We start from the raw sequence: 19,968 nt of genomic DNA, 5'->3' as shown, positions 1-19,968 counted from the left end.
ATGCGGCATTTGACTGTAGCGGCCCTGCTGGTATTGACCGGGTGCTCGGCCTGGCAGGCTGAGCCGGAAGACCATGGGATCGTCATGCCGGTCGAGCCCGAACAGTGGCAGACGCCAGGTATGGCCTCCTCTGACGTCCCCTATCAATGGTGGCAGCAGTTCGGCAGTGCGGAACTGAGCCAACTGATCGAACAGGCACATCAGCAGAACTTCGATATCAGAACAGCGGTGGCGCGCATCCGCGAGGCCGAAGCCGTCATGCTGCAGGCCGGAGCCCGATCCTGGCCAACGGTCGATGCGCAACTGGAAGCTGGGCAGCAGGGTTCATTCAGTGATGGGGATGACAGCCGCCGTTACACCACCGGCCTGGCGCTCAGCTACGAGGTCGATCTATGGGGGGCGATAGCGGCAACCCAGCAGGGCGCACTGGCGGCGCTTGAACAAAGCCGCTTTGATCGGGACAGCATTGAGTTGAGCCTATCCGCCCGCGTCGCCGCCCAATGGCTGCACTGGGTGGCCAGTCGGGAGCAACTGGATATCGCCACCCGCAACCTGCAACGCGCGCGCAGCCTGCTGGAGCTAATCAACTATCAGTACCAGGCAGGTTCGGCGAACGAGCTCGATGTGGTACGCCAGCAGCACGCCCTGGCCAGTCAGGAACGCCTTGTCGCCAGCCAGCAGCAGGAGTATCAGCAAAGCGAAGTGGCCCTCAATGTATTGCTGGGTCGTCATCAGGGAGCAGCGCTGCACACCCGCTCCCTGGCAGCGTTGCAATTGCCCGATATCGCCCTGGGTATTCCCGCGGACCTGCTGTTCCGTCGGCCGGATATTGCCCAGGCAGAAGCCGCACTGCGCGAAGCCAGCGCGGATATCGACGTGGCGCGGGCTGCCCTGTTGCCGTCCATGCAGCTGGCCATGACGGCCGGAACCGGCGGCGATCATGTGCGTCAGTTGCTGGATAAACCGATCTACAGTCTGCTGGCCGGGCTCACCGCGCCCCTGTTCAACCACGGCTCACTGGCCGCCGGGGTAGATGTCGCCCGGGCCAGACGGGAAGCGCTGCTGGCCGGTTACCAGCAGTCCATCATCAACGCCCTGACCGAAACCCGGCACACCCTGTTCGCCATTACTGGAATAGATGCACAGCTACAGGCACAGGAGCGACAGCTTCGGCTGGCACAACGCGCCTATGAACTGTCGGAAATCCGCTATCGAGCAGGTGCCGACCCACTGACCACGCTGCTACTCGCCCAGGAAGACCTGTTTGCCGCCGAAGAAAATCACACCCGCCTCAAACTGGAAAGCCTGCAAGCCAGAGTAGACCTGTTCCGCGTGCTGGGTGGTGGCTGGCAAAGCCGGAATGGCTTCGAAACGGCGCAAGCGCCGACAGAATCGCCATCACAGATCTGAATCCTGCCCCAAACATAAACCCGGCCAGTGCAGGCACTTACCAGACCCGGGAAGAGTGCCTTGGGGTGTAGCGCGCCTGGCAGGTCTTCAGGTAAAACAGCGCTTTCAACCGACTCTACGAAGCTAGGTTCTCACCCCAACACCTTCCCATGCCGCCAGTAACCCATGATGCTCAAGGCGTTGCGATCCAGGCCTTGTTCCTCGACCAGATAGCGACGGATTGCCATCACCGCTCCGGACTCTCCAGCCAACCAGGCGTAGAACCCCGTTTCGATCGGCCTGGCCAGCTCCCAGGGTAACTCCCGGTCGATATCCACCTGATTCAAGGGTGTCCGGTTGCTTTCCCGTGGTGCCAGGCCGGGCAGGACGGCCATCTTGCGGGCGGCTTCGAGCATGCGCTGGCCATGCACGCTGTTCGATCTGTCACGGGGCAGCCAATGCAGCTGGGTCGCCGGGCCGCAGCGCAGGGGCAGCGCGTCCTCCGGTGTGGGAATCTCCAGAAACGCCTGCACCACCGGCGCATCCTTGCGCTCGGCCAATTGCTCGATGATCCCGGCGATGGCCGGCAGAGCCGTTTCGTCGCCGATCAACAGCACATGACGAACACCGCTCGGTGGTCTCCATTCGTAACCGCCGGGATCATCCGGGAAGGCGGCGTTGGGTGCCACCAGTTGTACCGGGTCGCCGGGCTGGGCATGGGTAGCCCAGCGGGAGGCAGGGCCAGTCTCGCCATGCAGCACAAAATCCACATCGATCTCGCCCTGTTCCGCCCGCAGGGCGCGGATGGTGTAGGTGCGCATGGGCGGGCGCCGGGGCGTGTCCAGCGCACGCAGGGCCGTATGCCAGTTTCCCTGCTTTGACAGGGCCGGCGCACTACCGTCTGGGGTAGGGAACAGCACCTTGATGCGTTGGTCCGGCGCCAGGGTGCGTATCTGTTTGACCTCGGCGCCAGTGAAGACCAGGCGAGCCAGCGACGGGCTGAGCTCAATACGCTGCTTGAGTGTGACATCGAACAGGCGATAAGCGCTGGGGCGAGCCGGGCCGATGCGACGAACCAGGTTACGAACCGTATTGGCGATGAACATGGGTATCTTCCAGTGGTGGGAGTGTCTTCAAGGAGACGAACTGGCAGCCGATGGATTTAATCACCTAATTCCTGATGCATCTCATTCGTATTGCAAGGTATGACGCGAACCGGCGTTCCACGCCCATGAATACGGATGACACCAGATGAACGCAGAAGAGTCCCTGAAACTGGCCCGCCGCTTTATCGAGCTGCCGCTGGAAAAACGCAGGTTGTTTCTCGAAGGAGTGCGCGAGGAGGGCATTGATTTCTCACTGTTGCCGATACCGGCGCAGGTCATGACCGATGACCGGGACGGGCCGTCCTACGCGCAGCGGCGCATGTGGTTTCTCTGGCAACTCGACCCGCAGAGCGGGGCCTACAACCTGCCAATGGCGGTGCGCCTGCACGGGGAGCTTAACCGGAATGCGTTGCAACAGGCATTCGATAGCCTGGTCGCCCGCCATGAAAGCCTGCGTACGCGCTTCTGCCAGTCAGGGGAGGAGGTCTGCCAACAGGTACTGGAGCCGAGCCCGGTCGCCATCAGCATTGAAGACCTGACAGCACTGCCATCGAGCGAGCGGGAAGCGCAGCTCAAGGCACAGGCCGAGGTAGAAGCCACCGCCCCATTTGACCTGGCCGAAGGGCCACTGTTGCGGATACGCCTGCTGCAGCTGGCGGAGCAGGAGCATGCACTGCTGTTCACGCTGCACCATATCGTCGCCGATGGCTGGTCACTGAACCTGCTGATCGAGGAGTTCCTGCGGCTCTATGATGCGGCCTGCGACGGCGCAGCCGCCGAGTTGCCGGCGCTGCCGATCCAGTACCGGGACTATGCCCTGTGGCAGCGCAGCTGGCTGGAAGCGGGTGAGCAGGAGCGACAACTGAGCTACTGGCGAGACAAGCTGGGCGACGAGCATACGCCGCTGGCACTGCCCACCGACCATCCGCATCCCGTACGGCCCAGCCACCGTGGTGCCCGTCATACATTACAGATCGACACCGGTCTGGCCGAACGTCTGCATGGCATGGCCCGGCAGCACAATGTCACCCTGTTCATGGTTCTGCTGGCGGCTTTCCAGCTGTTGCTGCACCGCTACAGCGGGCAAACTGCCATCCGTGTCGGCGTGCCCATCGCCAACCGCCAGCGGGCGGAGGTGGAGGGGCTGATCGGCTGCTTTATCAACACCCAGGTACTGCATACGGAAATCGATCCTCTGCTCACGGGTACCGAACTGCTACAGCGCGTCAGGGAGACCGCGCTGGGCGCCCAGGCGCATCAGGAACTGCCGTTCGAGCAATTGGTCGAGGCGCTGGATGTGGAGCGCAGCACCGCATACAGCCCGCTGTTCCAGGTGCTGTTCAACCACCAGTCGAACGTCGCCGACGTCGGCGAGCTGCAAACCCGTTCCGGGCTGACGCTGGCACGGCTCGAGCCGGCAAGAGTCACAGCCCGTTTCGACCTGACGCTGGATACCTGGGAAAGCACAGGGCACCTGCATGCGGCGTTCACCTATGCACGGGATGTGTTCGAGGAAGCAACCATCGCCGAGCTGGGGCGTAACTGGCTGCAACTGCTGGAGGGTCTGGCAGCACAGCCGGCCGGCACCATTGGCGAACTGCCACTTGAACGCCGCGAACCTGCTCCCAAGCCCAATATCAGCTCCACCGAGCTGCCGGTTGCGGGTGTCCACCAACTGATTGAGCAGGCGGCCAGCAAGTATCCGCAGCAACTGGCTGCTACCAGTGGCAATGAAACCATCAGTTACGCCCAACTGAACCAGCGGGCCGACGAGCTGGCGCGGGTACTGCTGGCCGCCGGGGTGCAGCCCGAGCAACGGATCGGGGTGGTAGGGGATCGCTCCATTGCCATGCTGGTCGGCATCCTCGGGGTGCTCAAGGCTGGCGCGGCCTATCTGCCACTGGAGCCAGGGCAGCCACAGCAGCGACTGGAGTTCATGCTCGCAGACAGCGAGGTGAGGCTGGTTATCGGGCGATCCTCCGAGGATGTGAGCCTGCCGTCGGCAATTCGTCTGATCGAGCTGGACCAGCCCTTGCCGCCCACGCCCATGGATGTGGTGCTACCTGTACAGATCGCCCCCGACAACCTCGCCTACGTCATCTACACCTCGGGCACCACCGGCACCCCGAAAGGCGTAGCGGTCACGCATAAGGCACTGGTCAACTACATCGGCGGCATATCCCGACGTCTGCCGCTGGAAAAAATCCAGAGCATGGCGATGGTCACCACACCCGCTGCGGATCTGGGCCACACCATGCTCTTCGGCGCCCTGTGTACCGGTCGAACCCTGCACCTGCTGCACAAGGAAACCGTACTCGATGCCGAGACCTTCGCGGCGCGCATGACCGACCATGCAGTGGATGCCTTGAAGATCGTGCCCTCACACCTGGAGGCCATGCTGGCGGCGGGCCGGGCAGCCTTGCCCAGGCAATGCCTGATCCTCGGCGGCGAGGCCTGTTCGCCCGGGCTGCTGTCCAGGATCGCCAGCCTGGCACCCGATCTGGCGGTGTTCAACCACTACGGCCCCACGGAAACCACCGTGGGTGCGCTGGCTGGAGAACTGGGCGGAGTACCGCTGCTCGGCAGCCCATTGCAGAACGTAGGCGTCCGGGTGCTGGACAGCTGCCTGCAACCCGCACCCGGAGCAGCCCGGGGCGAGCTGCATATCACCGGTACGGGCCTGGCCCGGGGGTACCTGGGGCAACCGGCACTGACCGCAGAATGCTTTGTACCCGACCCTGAGGGTATCCCCGGCAGCCGGATGTACCGCACCGGCGACTGGGTACGCCGCGATAGGGATGAGCAACTGCTGTTCGCCGGGCGCATGGACGGCCAGGTCAAGATCCGTGGCTACCGTGTCGAGCTGGCGGAGATCGAAAGCCGCCTGCGCCAGTTGCCGGATATCAGCAACGCGCTGGTGCGTGTGCTGGGTGACGAGTCGGCCAGGCAACTGGCTGCCTATCTGGTACCGACGGCGGTGCTGGAGGAACAGGCACAGCCGGCATTCCTCGATGGCGTGCGCGCCGCCCTGAAGCGGACATTGCCGGAACATATGCTGCCCTCGTACCTGTTGTTGCTGGAGCACTTGCCGGTAACCGCCAACGGCAAGGTCGACCTCAAGGCCCTGCCTGAGCCTGTTGCCAGCGCGGCAGCCTACGTTGCACCGACCACGCCCCTGCAAGAACACTTGGCCGAGATCTGGGCCGAAGTGCTGCAGGTGGAGCGGGTAGGGCTCACCGACAACTTCTTTGCGCTGGGTGGGCATTCCCTGTTGGCGACCCAGGTCATTTCCCGGGCGAGGAAGCGTCTGGGCCCCGATATCCCCTTGCGTGCTGTATTCGATACCGCGGATCTGCAAGGCTTCGCCGAAGCAGCACAGGCCAGTGACCGGGAGCTGGATGCCGAGATCAAGTGGGTAGCGCGGGATCAACCCCTGGCCGTCTCCTATGCCCAGCACCGGCAATGGTTGTTCTGGAAACTCAACCCGCAGAGCACCGCCTACAACACGCCACTGGCGGTGAGGATGCAAGGCAACCTGGACCGACAGGCATTGCAGGTGGCGCTGGATGCACTGGTCGCCCGCCACGAGTCGCTGCGTACCGTCTTCCATGAGGAAAACGGACTGCCCTGGCAACGGATATTGCCAGCGACCACCGTGCCCATCGGCTACGAGGATCTGACCGGCCAGGATGAACAGCTGTTGTCCCGGAAGCTGGAAGAGGAGGCCTTCACGCCCTTCGATCTCGAACAGGGCCCGCTGATCCGGACCAGCCTGTTCAAGACCCGGGAAGATGAACACCTGCTGGCCGTGACACTCCACCATATCGTCTCCGACGGCTGGTCGATGAGCGTCATGGTGCGCGAGTTTGCTGCGGCCTACAACGCCCAGGCCGCTGGCCAGATACAGCAGCTGCAGCCCTTGCCGGTGCAGTACGCGGACTATGCCGCCTGGCAACGCCAGCGTCTGGAAGACGGTCAGATGCAGACCCAACTCACTTACTGGAAAGCCAAACTGGAAGATGACTTCGAGGTGCTCGAACTGCCCGCCGACCGCATCAGGCCGCAGGTACAGAGCTACCAGGGCGGACGTATCGATATCCGCCTGCCCGATGAGCTGACGGCAAACCTGCGCCGTCTAGCGGTCGAAGCCAATGCCACCCTGTTCCACGTCTTCCTGGCCGCCTTCGCCATCCTGCTGTCGCGCTACAGCGGCAAGGACAAGATCAATATCGGCGTACCCATCACCAACCGCAACCGCCTGGAGCTGGAAGGGCTGATCGGCTTCTTCGTCAATACCGTGGTAGCGCGGATCGGCGTAGATCCGGTCACGAGCTTTGCGCAACTGCTCGATACGGTGAAGGAAACGGCGCTGGAAGCCCAGGCCAACAAGGATATTCCCTTCGATGTCCTGGTCGAGGAACTCAGGCCTGAACGTGGCCTGGGGTATAACCCGCTGTTCCAGGTGATGTACAACCACCTGCGCGATGTTGGCGAGCAGGTATCGGCGGATAGTTTGCGGGGGTTGCGGGTCGAGGAGGTGGAGCTGCCGGAACGCAGCGCCCAGTTCGACCTGTCCCTGGACACCATGGAAGGCACCGAGGGTGTAACGGCCTTTTTCAGCTATGCCTCCGACCTGTTCGAGGCCGAGCGGATAGAGCAACTGGCCCAGCACTGGCTCAATCTGTTGCAAGTCGTTGCTGAGCAACCTCGGCAATCTGTTTCCGAGCTGCCGCTGCTGGATGAGCCGGAGTATCAGCGGGTTGTTTATGAGTGGAATCGTACTGAGCCGGCTTTCCCACAAGAGCAGCGCATCCATCAGTTGATAGAGGAGCAGGCCGAAAAAGCATTGTCTGCGGTAGCGGTAGTGTTTGGCGACCAGCAACTGACCTATCAGGAGCTGAACCAGCGCTCCAACCAGTTGGCTCACAAACTCCGTGAGCTGGGAGTGGGCCCGGATGTACTGGTCGGCATCGCTGTAGAGCGCAGTATGGGTATGGTGATCGGCCTGCTCGGCATTCTCAAGGCGGGTGGTGCCTATGTGCCGCTGGATCCTGAGTATCCGCAAGAGCGGCTGAGCTACATGATGGAAGACAGTGGTATCCGGCTGTTATTGACTCAGAGCCACCTGCAAGAACAATTGCCGATACCAGCTGATGTTCAGAGTCTGAACATCGATCAGGATGGTGGTTGGTTGGAAGGCTACAGCACAACCGACCCAGCCAACATCACGCAACCTGAGAACCTGGCTTATGTGATGTACACATCGGGTTCTACAGGCAAGCCAAAAGGTGTAGCCATTGACCATGATGCGCTGGCTACCTTTTGCGCCGTTGCTTGCGAATACTCCAGGCTGTCGTGTGCCGACCGAGTGCTGCAGTTTGCCACCGTCAGCTTCGATGGGTTTGTAGAACAACTCTATCCGGCACTGTGCGTCGGGGCTCAAGTCATTCTGCGTGATACAGAGTTGTGGGACAGTACCGCGCTATACACAAATATCCGCAAGCACGGCATCACCTTGGCCGACCTGCCAGCAGCTTATTGGCGGCTGATGGCCATGGATGCTGCAACTGAGGCTCCTTGCGCATCCTTGCGGCAAGTGCATGTTGGCGGTGAAGCACTGCCCCTTGATGGCTTGAAGGCCTGGCTTGAATCAGGAATGGCAGATGTTCGGTTGCTGAACACCTATGGCCCGACGGAAGCCACTGTTGTGGCGACAATGTATGACTGCACTCCAATATCTCTGGATAGCCTGCCAGCAGCAGGAGTGCCGATTGGCAATGTGCTTGCAGGAAGAACAGTACATATATTGGATGACGGCCTTGCACCTACTCCTGTCCGGGTTGATGGGGAGCTTTTTATAGGGGGTACGGGGTGTTTGGCGCGAGGCTACTTCAAACGCCCAACCCTGACTGCCGAGCGCTTTGTTCCTGATCCTTTTGACAACAGCGAACAAGGTGGGGGGCGTTTGTACCGTACCGGTGACCTGGCCCGATACCGCAATGACGGTGTGATTGAATATGCAGGCCGTATCGACCATCAGGTGAAGATTCGTGGCTTCCGTATCGAACTGGGCGAGATCGAGGCCAAGCTGCAGGAGCATGCTGCGATTTGCGACACGCTGGTGGTCGACATTGACGGACCAAACGGCAAGCAGCTGGCTGCGTATCTGGTGACTGAGGTCGAATCGGAACAGCAAGCCGAACTGCGCACAGCCTTTCGTGACCATCTCAAAGCCAGCCTGCCGGACTACATGGTGCCGACGCACCTTATCTTCCTGGACTCGATGCCACTGAGCCCCAACGGCAAGCTGGATCGCAAGGCGCTGCCCGCACCGGAAGACGGCCTGCAGCAGGCTTACCTGGCCCCGCAAACCGAACTGGAACGGGAGATCGCCACCATCTGGGCTAATGTACTCAAGGTGGAGAAAGTCGGTCTCACCGACAACTTCTTCGAGCTGGGCGGTGATTCGATCATTTCCCTGCAAGTTGTCAGTCGTGCCCGCCAGGTTGGTATCCAGCTGACACCCAAAGATCTGTTCCAGCACCAGACGGTACAGGCTCTGGCCTTGGTGGCGAAGCGTAGCGGAGGACTGGTGATCGACCAGGGAGCCGTGACCGGTATTTTGCCGCTGGTACCGATACAGCAATGGTTCTTCGAAGCAGTAATACCCGAGCCTCATCACTGGAACCAGTCGATACTGCTGGAACCGGGGCAGATGTTGTTAGTGGAGCCATTGCAGACCGCTTTGCAAGCCTTGATGCTCCACCATGATGCCTTGCGCCTGCGTTTCGTGCAGCAGCAGGCTGAGTACCAGCCTGTTGAGTCGGGTGAGGTGCTATGGGTTCGTTCGGTGAGTGGTGCCGAGGAGCTGCAGCGACTGGGTAACGAAGCGCAACGCAGTCTTTCGCTGGAGCAAGGGCCGCTGTTGCGTGCCGTATTGGCGGATATGGCCGATGGTAGCCAGCGTCTGCTGCTGGTGATCCATCACTTGGTGGTGGACGGCGTATCGTGGCGGGTGCTGTTGGAGGATCTGCAGACCGCTTATAGCCAACTGCATGCCGGGCAGGCACTCAAGCTGCCGGCCAAGACCAGCTCGTTCAAGGCTTGGGCCGAGCATCTGCAAGACTACGCGACCAGTGACGTCTGCGAAGCGGAGCTGCCGTACTGGCAGGAGCAGTTGCATGACGTCTCGGATGCATTGCCTTGTGACCATGCTGCAGGTGGATGCCAGCGCAAGCATGCCGCCTACGCGAATACACGTCTGGATCGTGAGTTGACTTCCCGCCTCCTGCAGGACGCACCGGCGGCCTACCGTACCCAGATCAACGACTTGTTGCTGACTGCACTGTCCAGAGTAATCTGCCGCTGGAGCGGCCAGGCCGAGGTATTGATCCGCCTGGAAGGGCATGGCCGCGAGGAGTTATTCGATGATCTCGATCTGACCCGTACCGTGGGCTGGTTCACCAGCATGTACCCGGTCAAGCTCAGTCCGCAGCCAGAGCTGGCAGCTTCGATCAAGCGGATCAAGGAGCAGTTGCGCGCTGTTCCGAACAAGGGCATCGGCTATGGGCTGTTGCGTTATCTGGGCAACGCTGATACGCAGCAGGCGCTGAGTGACTTGGCTCAGGGTGAGATCGTGTTCAATTACCTGGGGCGCTTCGACGATAGTTTTGACGGCGAGAACTCTCTGTTCGTGCCTGCCAAAGAGCGTGGCGGGCTGGAGCAGAGTGATGAGGCGCCACTGGATGCTTTGTTGAGCCTGAACGGTCAGGTGTATGAGGGTGAACTGAGTCTGGACTGGACGTTCAGCCGTGAATTATTCGACGAGCAAACCATCCACAACCTGGCCCAGGCCTATGGCGAGGAGCTCAAGGCGCTAATTGCCCATTGTTGTGACGAGCGGCACCGTGGCGTGACGCCATCGGACTTCCCGCTGGCTGGACTGAGCCAGGAACAACTGGATAGCCTGCCGGTTGATTCAGCGCAGATCGCCGATCTCTATCCTCTGTCACCGATGCAGCAGGGAATGCTGTTTCACAGCCTGTACGAGCGGGAGGCCGGTGACTACATCAACCAAATGCGGGTGGATGTCGAAGGCCTGGACGTGGAAAGGTTCCGCCAGGCCTGGCAGGCAACGGTCGACAATCATGAGGTGCTGCGTGCCAACTTCATCACCAGCCTGGCGATACCACTGCAAGCCATAATCAGGCATGTCCAACTGCCATTCGTAGTTGAGGACTGGCGTGATATAAGCGGGTTTGAAAGCAGGCTCGATGAAAGAGCGCAAAAAGAGCTGCGCAGAGGCTTTGATCTGTTCGGTGAGCCGCTGCTGCGTCTGACGCTTATTCGTGTATCGGAGCATTGCCATCACCTGATTTTTACCAGCCATCACATTCTGATGGACGGCTGGAGCAACTCCCAGATGCTGGGCGAGGTGCTGCAGCGCTACTCGGGTCAGTCCGTGCCGCCAGCGATCGGCAGTTATCGGGATTACATCGCCTGGCTACAACACCAGGATGGGGTGGTCAGCGAGGCGTTCTGGAAAGATCAATTGGGCGAACTGGCTGGCCCGACCCGCCTGAGCCATGCGCTCATGCCTGCCGCTGAAACTCGAAGTGGGCGTGCTACGCATTCATCCTATATGGATGCCCGCTTCACCGACGCCATGGTTGAGTTTGCCCGGCAACTGCGGGTAACGACCAACTCTCTGGTCCAGGCGACCTGGCTACTGTTGCTGCAACGCTATACCGGCCAGGAATGTGTTGCCTTCGGTGCGACCGTCGCGGGGCGGCCAACAGAGCTGGCTGGGGTAGAAAAGCAAATTGGCCTGTTCATCAATACCTTGCCGGTGGTGGCCCGTTCGCGCCCCGATCAGTCGCTGGCCGAGTGGATTCAGCAGATTCAGGAGCAGAACCTTCAGCTCCGCGAGCATGAACATACGCCACTGTACGAGGTTCAACGCTGGGCCGGGTGGGGTGGCGAAGACCTGTTTGACACCCTGCTGGTCTTTGAAAACTACCCGGTCGCAGAGGCGCTCCAGCAGAGCACACCACAGGGGCTGGTGTTCTCGGGCCTTGCCAACCACGAGCAGACCAACTATCCGCTGAGCTTGGGGATCGTCGTGGATGACAGCGGGCTGACCATTCACTACAACTACGAGCGCAGTTCTTTCAGCGATGAAATCGTACAGCGCATCGCCGGTCATTTCAGCAATCTTCTACAGGCCGTGATCGGTAATGCTCAACTGCCGTTGGCACGACTGTCGCTGCTGGATGAGATGCAAAGCCAGCAGATGGTTGCTGCCTGGAGTCAGCTCGATACTGCTTATCCGCAGGACAGGTTGATCCACGAGTTGATTCAACATTGGGCGGAGAAAACGCCGGATGCCGTTGCGGTGACGTGTGGTGAACAGAAACTGAGTTATCGCGAGCTTGAGCAGCGTGCCAATCAGATGGCGCACAGGCTGTGTGAGCTGGGTGTGGGGCCTGAAGCACGGGTGGCGGTTGCGCTGGGTCGTTCGCTCGATACTATTGTTGCGTTCCTGGCCGTGCTCAAGGCTGGTGGAGTCTATGTGCCGCTGGACATGACGTATCCCCAGGAGCGCCTGCTGTACATGATGGAAGACTGCGCTGCGGGCCTGGTGCTGACTCAGAGCGACTTGCTCGATCGCCTGCCGTTACCCCATGGCATACAGGCGTTGGCGGTTGACCAACGGGAACTCTGGGCTGATTATCCGCTCAGCAATCCGCAGGTGGCGCTGTCCGCCGAGAACCTGGCCTACGTGATCTATACCTCCGGCTCCACCGGGCAACCCAAGGGAGTGGCCGTTGCCCATGGACAGATTTTCATGCACTGCTTGGCCATCGGCGAGCGCTATGAGATGAGCCCGAACGATTGCGAGTTGCAGTTCATGTCCCTGGCGTTCGACGGTGCCCACGAGCGCTGGCTGACTACCTTGAGTCATGGGGCACATCTGCTGTTGCGTGGCGACGAATTATGGAGTCCCGATGAATTGTACGAGGTCCTGCAACGCTGCGCGGTGACAGTGACGGCATTGCCACCGGCTTACCTGCAACAACTGGCTGAGCATGCGCAACTTGCCGGGAATCCACCCGCGGTACGGGTGTATTGCTTTGGTGGGGATGCCGTGCCCCAGGCAGCCTATGAACTGGCGTGGAAGGCATTGCGCCCGCAACGCATTTTCAATGGCTACGGGCCTACCGAAACGGTGGTGACTCCGCTGTTGTGGAGTACCAGAGAAGGCGATGCTTGCGAAGCAGCCTATGCGCCTATCGGCACGCTGGTGGGCAACCGTTGTGCGTATGTACTGGGTGTCGATCTCGGTCTGTTGCCGGTCGGCATCGCCGGTGAGCTCTATCTGGGTGGCGAGGGAGTCGCTCGTGGCTATCTGGCGCGACCTGCCTTGACGGCGGAGCGCTTCGTTCCCGACCCGTTCGGTTTGGAGGGGGGACGGATGTATCGCAGTGGTGACCTGACCCGTGCTCGTTCTGACGGGCTGTTGGATTACCTGGGGCGTATCGACCACCAAGTGAAAATCCGTGGTTTCCGCATCGAACTGGGCGAGATCGAGTCCAGGCTGCAGGGGCATGATTCTGTTCGTGAAGCAGTGGTCATTGATATCGATGGGCCAAGCGGCAAGCAACTGGTGGCCTATCTGGTGGCCGATGCCGAGCCGGAACAGCAAGCTGATCTACGTACCAGCTTGCGCGATCACCTGAAGGAAACCTTGCCAGACTACATGGTTCCGACCTATCTGGTTTTCCTTGAGGAAATGCCGTTGACGCCCAACGGCAAGCTGGACCGCAAGGCCCTACCCATACCGGACGTCAGCCAGGTGCAGCAGGAGTATGTCGCACCGCAGAGCGAGTTGGAACAACAGATTGCCGCTATCTGGGCCGATGTGCTGAAGGTGGAGAAGATCGGCCTGCACGATAACTTCTTCGAGCTGGGCGGTCATTCCCTGCTAGTTACCCAAGCGGTGGTACGACTCCAGAACCAGGTAGGAGTCGATGTGACCCTGCGGGAGCTGTTCGAGTCCCCCCGCCTGGTCGACTTTTCCAGAGTTCTTGCAAATAAATCCAGCCAGACAGAGCTGTTACAGGCGGAACTGACTAAATCGCTGGAGGCCCTTAAACGTCTTACTTCAGAGGAAATCGATGAACTGACTTCATAGGAGATAAACCAGTGCAAGAGTTGCTCGACTCCGTCAAGTCCTTGTCCAGCAAGGAACGTAAGGCTTTGGCAGTTCTGCTCAAGCGCCAAGGCATCAACTTGTACGGGGTCGCGCCGATCTCGCCAAGAGACCCGGGAGAGCCACTGGCCTTGTCCTATGCTCAACAGCGCCAGTGGTTTCTCTGGCAGCTGGAGCCGGAAAGTGCCGCCTACAATATGCCAGCCGCGCTGCGGCTCAAGGGCGAGCTGGATATCGAGGCGCTGCGCTTGAGCTTCGAGAGCCTGGTCGCGCGTCACGAGACCCTGCGCACCACCTTCCGTCAGGACGGGGAGCAGGCGCTGCAGATCATTCACCCACAGATCGACTTTGAGCTGGCTCAGGAAGCTCTGGAGGCGGCTGATGAAGTGCTGATCCAGTCCAGGGTCGAGGAAGAGGTCGCCAAGCCGTTCGACCTGGAGCACGGTCCACTGCTTCGCGTAAAATTGTTGCGCCTAGCCGAGGATGACCATGTCCTGGTGCTGACAATGCACCATATCGTCTCCGACGGTTGGTCGATGCCGATCATGGTCGATGAGCTGATCCAGTCTTATGAAGGCTATCGCAATGGTGCCACTACCAGTCTGCCGGAGCTGCCAATCCAGTACGCCGACTACGCTATCTGGCAACGCCAGTGGATGGAAGCGGGCGAGCAGGAGCACCAGTTGGCCTACTGGAAAGAGCAACTCGGTGACGAGCAGCCGGTACTTGAGTTGCCTGTCGATCATCCTCGGTCGGCGGTACGAAACCATGTGGGTGCGAGCTTTCCCATCGAGATAGCTCCAGAGTTATCCTGCTCTCTGAAGCAACTGGCCCAGCAACAGGGCGTGACCCTGTTCATGCTGCTGTTGGCCAGTTTCCAGACCCTGCTGCATCGCTACTCAGGACAGGACGATATCCGCGTGGGTGTGCCGATCGCCAACCGCAACCGGGTGGAAACCGAGCGACTGATCGGCTTCTTCGTCAACACTCAGGTGCTCAAGGCGGAGTTCGATCTGCACACCACTTTCAGCGATCTGCTCAACCAGGTGCAGCAAACCGCATTGGGCGCACAGGCTCATCAGGATCTGCCTTTCGAGCAGCTGGTCGAGGCGCTGCAGCCGGAACGTAGTCTCAGCCACAGTCCGTTGTTCCAGGTGATGTTCAATCATCAGGCCCAGGTAAAAGGTGGGAATCATGGACTGCCGGGGCTGACGGTCGAGGGATTGTTCTGGGAGCAGGGCACAGCCCAGTTCGATCTGACTCTTGATACCCATGAGAGTGATCAAGGTATTGGTGCATCGCTGATCTATGCCACGGCGCTGTTCGACAAGTCGACCATCGAACGGCTGGCCAGTCACTGGCTCAATCTCCTGGAGGGCATAGTCAAGACACCCTCACAACGTATTGCTGAATTGCTGCTGTTGAGCCCAGAGGAACAGCAAAAGGTTCTCCATGACTGGAACCGCACCGAGGCCAGTTACCCAAGCGACCAATGCATCCACCAGTTGATCGAAGCCCAGGCCGAGATAGCACCGGATGCAGTAGCGGTGGTATTCGGTGCTCAAGAGCTGACCTATCAACAGTTGAATCAACGCTCCAACCAGTTGGCACACAAACTCAGAGAACTGGGCGTAGGCCTGGATGTACTGGTCGGCATCGCCGTGGAGCGCAGCCTGGAAATGGTGGTTGGGCTGCTGGCGATTCTCAAGGCTGGTGGTGCCTATGTGCCGTTGGATCCGGAATACCCGCAAGACCGGCTGGCCCATATGATGGAAGACAGTGGGATCAAGCTGCTGCTGACCCAATCGAGTCTGTCTGGCCAGCTGCCGGTATCTAGTAATGTTCAAAGCCTGAATCTGGACGCGGTTAACGAATGGCTGGACAACTACAGTCAAGCCAATCCTGGCAACTTTACCCAGCCAGAAAACCTGGCCTACGTGATCTACACCTCTGGATCTACAGGGCTACCCAAAGGGGTGGCAGTGCGCCGGCGCTCATTGCTGAACCATATGTGCTGGATGCGGGAGCGCTTTGAAATCGAGGCATCAGATAGGGTTTTGCAAAAGACCGCTTTCAGTTTCGATGCTGCGGTGTGGGAGTTCTGGTTGCCATTGCTCTCGGGTGCACAATTGCATATGGCGCCTCCCACTCTGATGGAAGATCTGTCGGGGGTATGGGATGAAGTAGAACGGCAGAAGATAACCATCTTGCAACTGGTCCCCTCTATACTTCAGGCATTGTTACCGTATGCCAGTAGCCAGCGCATGGCGTCCCTGAGACTGCTGTGTTGTGGTGGCGAAGCGTTAAGCGAGCGGTTGGTGCGGCAGTTGTCGTCGAGTTGGGAAGGACCATTAGTCAATCTGTATGGCCCAACCGAGGCTACCATCGATACATGTTGTCATGTGTGTGCACCCGATGAAGTCCCTGCAATAGGTCGGCCTATCAGTAATGGCAGAGTTCATATCGTGGATGGGCACATGGGTGCTTGCCCGATTGGTTGTTCTGGGGAGCTTCTGGTCGCGGGAGAACTTCTAGCTCGTGGCTACCTGAACCGACCTGGACTGACCGCTGAGCGCTTCATTCCCGATCCCTTTGACAATAGTGGGCAGGGCGGTGGTCGCCTCTATCGCACCGGCGATCTGGCTCGTTACCACAACGATGGCGTGATCGAATACGCCGGTCGTATCGACCACCAGGTGAAGATCCGTGGCTTCCGCATTGAGCTAGGCGAGATCGAGGCCAGATTGCAGGGGCACAAGGCTGTTTGTGAGGCGGTGGTCATTGATATCGACGGGCCAGGCGGCAAGCAGTTGGTTAGCTATTTGGTTACCGATACCGACTTGTCGAACGACCCGGGGCAACAGGCAGCCCTGCGCATTACGCTGCGCGACCACCTGAAAGAAGCCTTGCCGGACTATATGGTCCCGGCCCATCTGCTTTTCATTGAGCAACTGCCGCTGACGCCCAACGGCAAGCTGGATCGCAAGGCACTACCCATACCGGATGTCAGCCAGTTGCAGCAAGAGTACGTTGCACCGCAGAGCGATCTTGAGCAGCAAATAGCCGCCATCTGGGCTGATGTGTTGAAGGTGGAAAAGGTCGGTCTCACCGATAACTTCTTCGAGCTGGGCGGCGACTCGATTATCTCGATCCAGGTCGTCAGCCGTGCTCGGCAATCAGGTATCCGTTTTACCCCCAAGGAACTGTTCCAGCACCAAACGGTACAGGGTCTGGCTTCGGTAGCGAAATACGGTGAAGCAGATGTGTTGCACATTGATCAGGGACCGGTGACAGGTGAAACGCTATTGCTACCGATCCAGCAATACTTCTTTGAAGAAGATATTCCCGAACGCCACCACTGGAACCAGGCATTGCTGCTCAAACCGGGTAAGGCACTGAGCGCGGTACACATTGAGCAGGCACTTCAGGCACTCATCAGTCACCACGATGCACTGCGTCTGAGCTTTATCCAGGATGCCAACCAGGTCTGGACCGCTCATTATCGCTCGACTACCGAGCAAAAACCGACTCTGTGGCAGTCCGAAGTACGGAATGAAGCAGAACTGGAAGCCCTATGCAGCGAAGCTCAGAGCAGTTTGAGCCTACAGGATGGCCCGCTGGTTCGGGCGGTGCTGGCAAAACTGGCCGATGGCAGTCAGCGACTGTTACTGGCAATTCACCATCTGGTGGTAGACGGTGTGTCCTGGCGCATCCTGCTGGAGGATTTGCAAACGGCTTATGAGCAGTTGGTGTCTGGTCAGGAAATCAAACTGCCGGCCAAGACCAGCTCAACCAAGGATTGGGCTGAACATCTGCAGACCTATGCCAATAGTGAAGTACTTCAGCAGGAGCTTGCCTATTGGCAAGGCCAGCTAGCCGCTGTGAATGCCGAACTGCCCTGTGATAACCCTGAAGGCTCGTTACAGAATCGATACGCAGCCAGTACTCAGACCCGTCTGGGCCAGACCTGGACTCGCCAACTGGTACAACACGCACCATCAGCTTACCGCACCCAGATCAACGACCTGCTACTGACAGCGCTGGCCCGAGTGATATCCCGCTGGACACAGAACGATGAGGTGCTGATCCAACTGGAAGGCCATGGCCGAGAAGACCTGTTCGATGATATTGATCTGACAAGAACAGTAGGCTGGTTTACCAGCATGTTCCCGGTGAAGTTGAGCCCTGCAGATTCTCTGGACGGTTCGATCAAACGAATCAAGGAACAGCTGCGGGCAATTCCAGATAAAGGAATTGGTTTTGGTGCCTTGCGTTATTTAGGTGACAAGCAAGTGCAACAGGCCATGACCATCCTTCCTGTGCCTCGTATCACCTTCAATTACCTGGGGCAGTTTGATGGCAGTTTTGCTGCAGAGCAGGAAGGAAGCAAAAGCGCATTCCTGACGCCAGCTGCAGAAAGTTCCGGACAAAGCCAAAGCGAGCAGGCTCCGCAGGGCAACTGGCTGTCGATCAACGGCCAGGTCTATGGTGGCGAACTGAACCTATCCTGGAGTTTCAGCTGCGAGATGTTCAAGGAAGCAACCATCCAGCGCTTGGCTGATTCATACACCGAAGAACTGAAAAGCTTGATTGCGCATTGCGTCGCGGGGGACAGTGCTGGCCTGACTCCATCAGATGTATCGCTGGCCGGCTTGACCCAGGAACAACTGGACATCCTGCCGATAGCTGCAAAGGACATCGAGGATATCTACCCACTGTCTCCGATGCAGCAAGGCATGCTGTTCCACGCCCTGTACGAACAGGACGGCGGCGACTATATCAACCAAATGCGGGTGGGTGTTGAAGGCTTGGATGTCGAGCGCTTCCAACAGGCCTGGCAGAGCGCTGTGGATCGTCATGAAGTACTGCGCGCCAACGTTATTACCCAGTTCGAACAACCGCTGCAGGTGATCCGCAGACAGGTCGATATCCCTTTCGTCAGCCTGGACTGGCATGCTCAGTCTGACCTTCAGAGCAGCCTGGACACCTGGGCAGAAGCCGACCGGCAGAAAGGTTTTGATCTGCTGAAGGATCCCCTGTTGCGCCTCGCAGTGATCCGCACCGGCGAGAACAGCCACCACCTGATCTATACCAGTCACCATATCCTGATGGATGGCTGGAGCAACTCGCAGTTGCTGGGGGAGGTATTACAAATCTATGCGGGATCGCCTGTCAGCAGCCAAGCTGGCCGTTACCGTGACTATATCGACTGGCTGCAGCGCCAGGACAAAGTGCAAACCGAAGCCTTCTGGCGTACCCAACTCAGTGACCTGCAAGAGCCAACCCGCCTGGCCCAGGCCCTCCGTCAGAACAAGGCAGACCTTGGCACTGGCTACGGCGACCATTATCAGGCGCTGGATCAATCGCAAACCCGACAGCTTAGCGAGTTTGCACGCCAGCAAAAGGTAACAGTTAACACCTTGGTACAAGCTGCCTGGTTCCTGTTGCTGCAGCGCTACACTGGCCAGGACACCGTAACCTTCGGTGCGACAGTGGCAGGCCGGCCCGCCGAACTAAAAGATGTGGAGCAGCAACTGGGGCTGTTTATCAACACCCTGCCAGTCATCGCCAGCCCCAAACCGCAGCAGAGTGTGACTCAGTGGCTTGATCAGGTGCAGGCCCAAAACCTGGCTCTACGTGAACACGAACATACGCCGCTGTATGAAGTGCAGCGCTGGGCTGGATTGGGTGGCGAAAGCCTGTTCGACAGTATTCTGGTGTTCGAGAATTACCCGGTTTCCGAGGCATTGCAGCAGGGTGCGCCAGATGGGCTCCGCTTTGGAGTGGTAGCCAGTCAGGAACAGACCAACTATCCGCTGACTCTGGCGATTGGTTTGGGTAGTGAGCTGTCGATTCACTACAGCTACGATCAAAGACACTTCTGCCAAACTACGATCCAGAAGATCGCCGAGCACTTTGGCAATCTGCTTCAGTCCCTTACAGAAAGACCGCAGCAATGTGTTGGTGAGCTACCACTGCTGAGCTCAGAAGAACAACAGCAGATTATCTACGACTGGAACCGCACCGAGGCGAATTACCCCAGCGACAGATGCATTCACCAGTTGATCGAAGCCCAGGCCGAGAAGACACCGGATGCAGTAGCAGTGGTATTCGGTACTCAAGAGCTGAACTATCAACAGTTGAATCAACGCTCCAACCAGTTGGCACACAAGCTGCGTGAGTTGGGCGTGGCCCCGGACGTACTAGTCGGCATCGCCGTAGAGCGCAGCCTGGAGATGGTGGTTGGTCTGCTGGCCATCC

4 protein-coding genes are annotated in these 19,968 nt (G+C 59.2%); 3 read left to right on the top strand and 1 reads right to left on the bottom strand.

Annotated elements, in window-relative coordinates:
• Complete coding sequence (locus INT39_RS21200) at positions 1-1,410, top strand: efflux transporter outer membrane subunit (protein ID WP_193075961.1); 1,410 nt, start codon at positions 1-3, stop codon at positions 1,408-1,410.
• 131 nt (positions 1,411-1,541) lie between these two features.
• Here the strand turns inward: INT39_RS21200 and INT39_RS21195 are convergent, their stop codons facing one another.
• Positions 1,542-2,495: a siderophore-interacting protein gene (locus INT39_RS21195; protein ID WP_193075960.1), complete on the bottom strand. Its 954-nt coding sequence runs from the start codon at positions 2,493-2,495 to the stop codon at positions 1,542-1,544.
• A gap of 145 nt (positions 2,496-2,640) precedes the next feature.
• Here INT39_RS21195 and INT39_RS21190 point away from each other — a divergent pair, with 145 nt between their 5' ends.
• Together INT39_RS21190 and INT39_RS21185 are read left to right on the top strand one after the other, a co-directional pair.
• Positions 2,641-13,689 (top strand): non-ribosomal peptide synthetase, encoded by an 11,049-nt coding sequence (locus INT39_RS21190; RefSeq protein ID WP_193075959.1) that lies wholly within the window; start codon positions 2,641-2,643, stop codon positions 13,687-13,689.
• 11 nt (positions 13,690-13,700) lie between these two features.
• Positions 13,701-19,968, top strand: a 6,268-nt coding sequence (locus tag INT39_RS21185) for a non-ribosomal peptide synthetase (protein WP_193075958.1), incomplete at its 3' end; no start/stop codon positions are given.

The sequence above is a fragment of the Pseudomonas sp. FME51 genome (assembly GCF_014897305.1).
The sequence above is the reverse complement of the archived record's forward strand: the minus strand, read 5'-3'. Positions and strand labels throughout refer to the sequence as shown.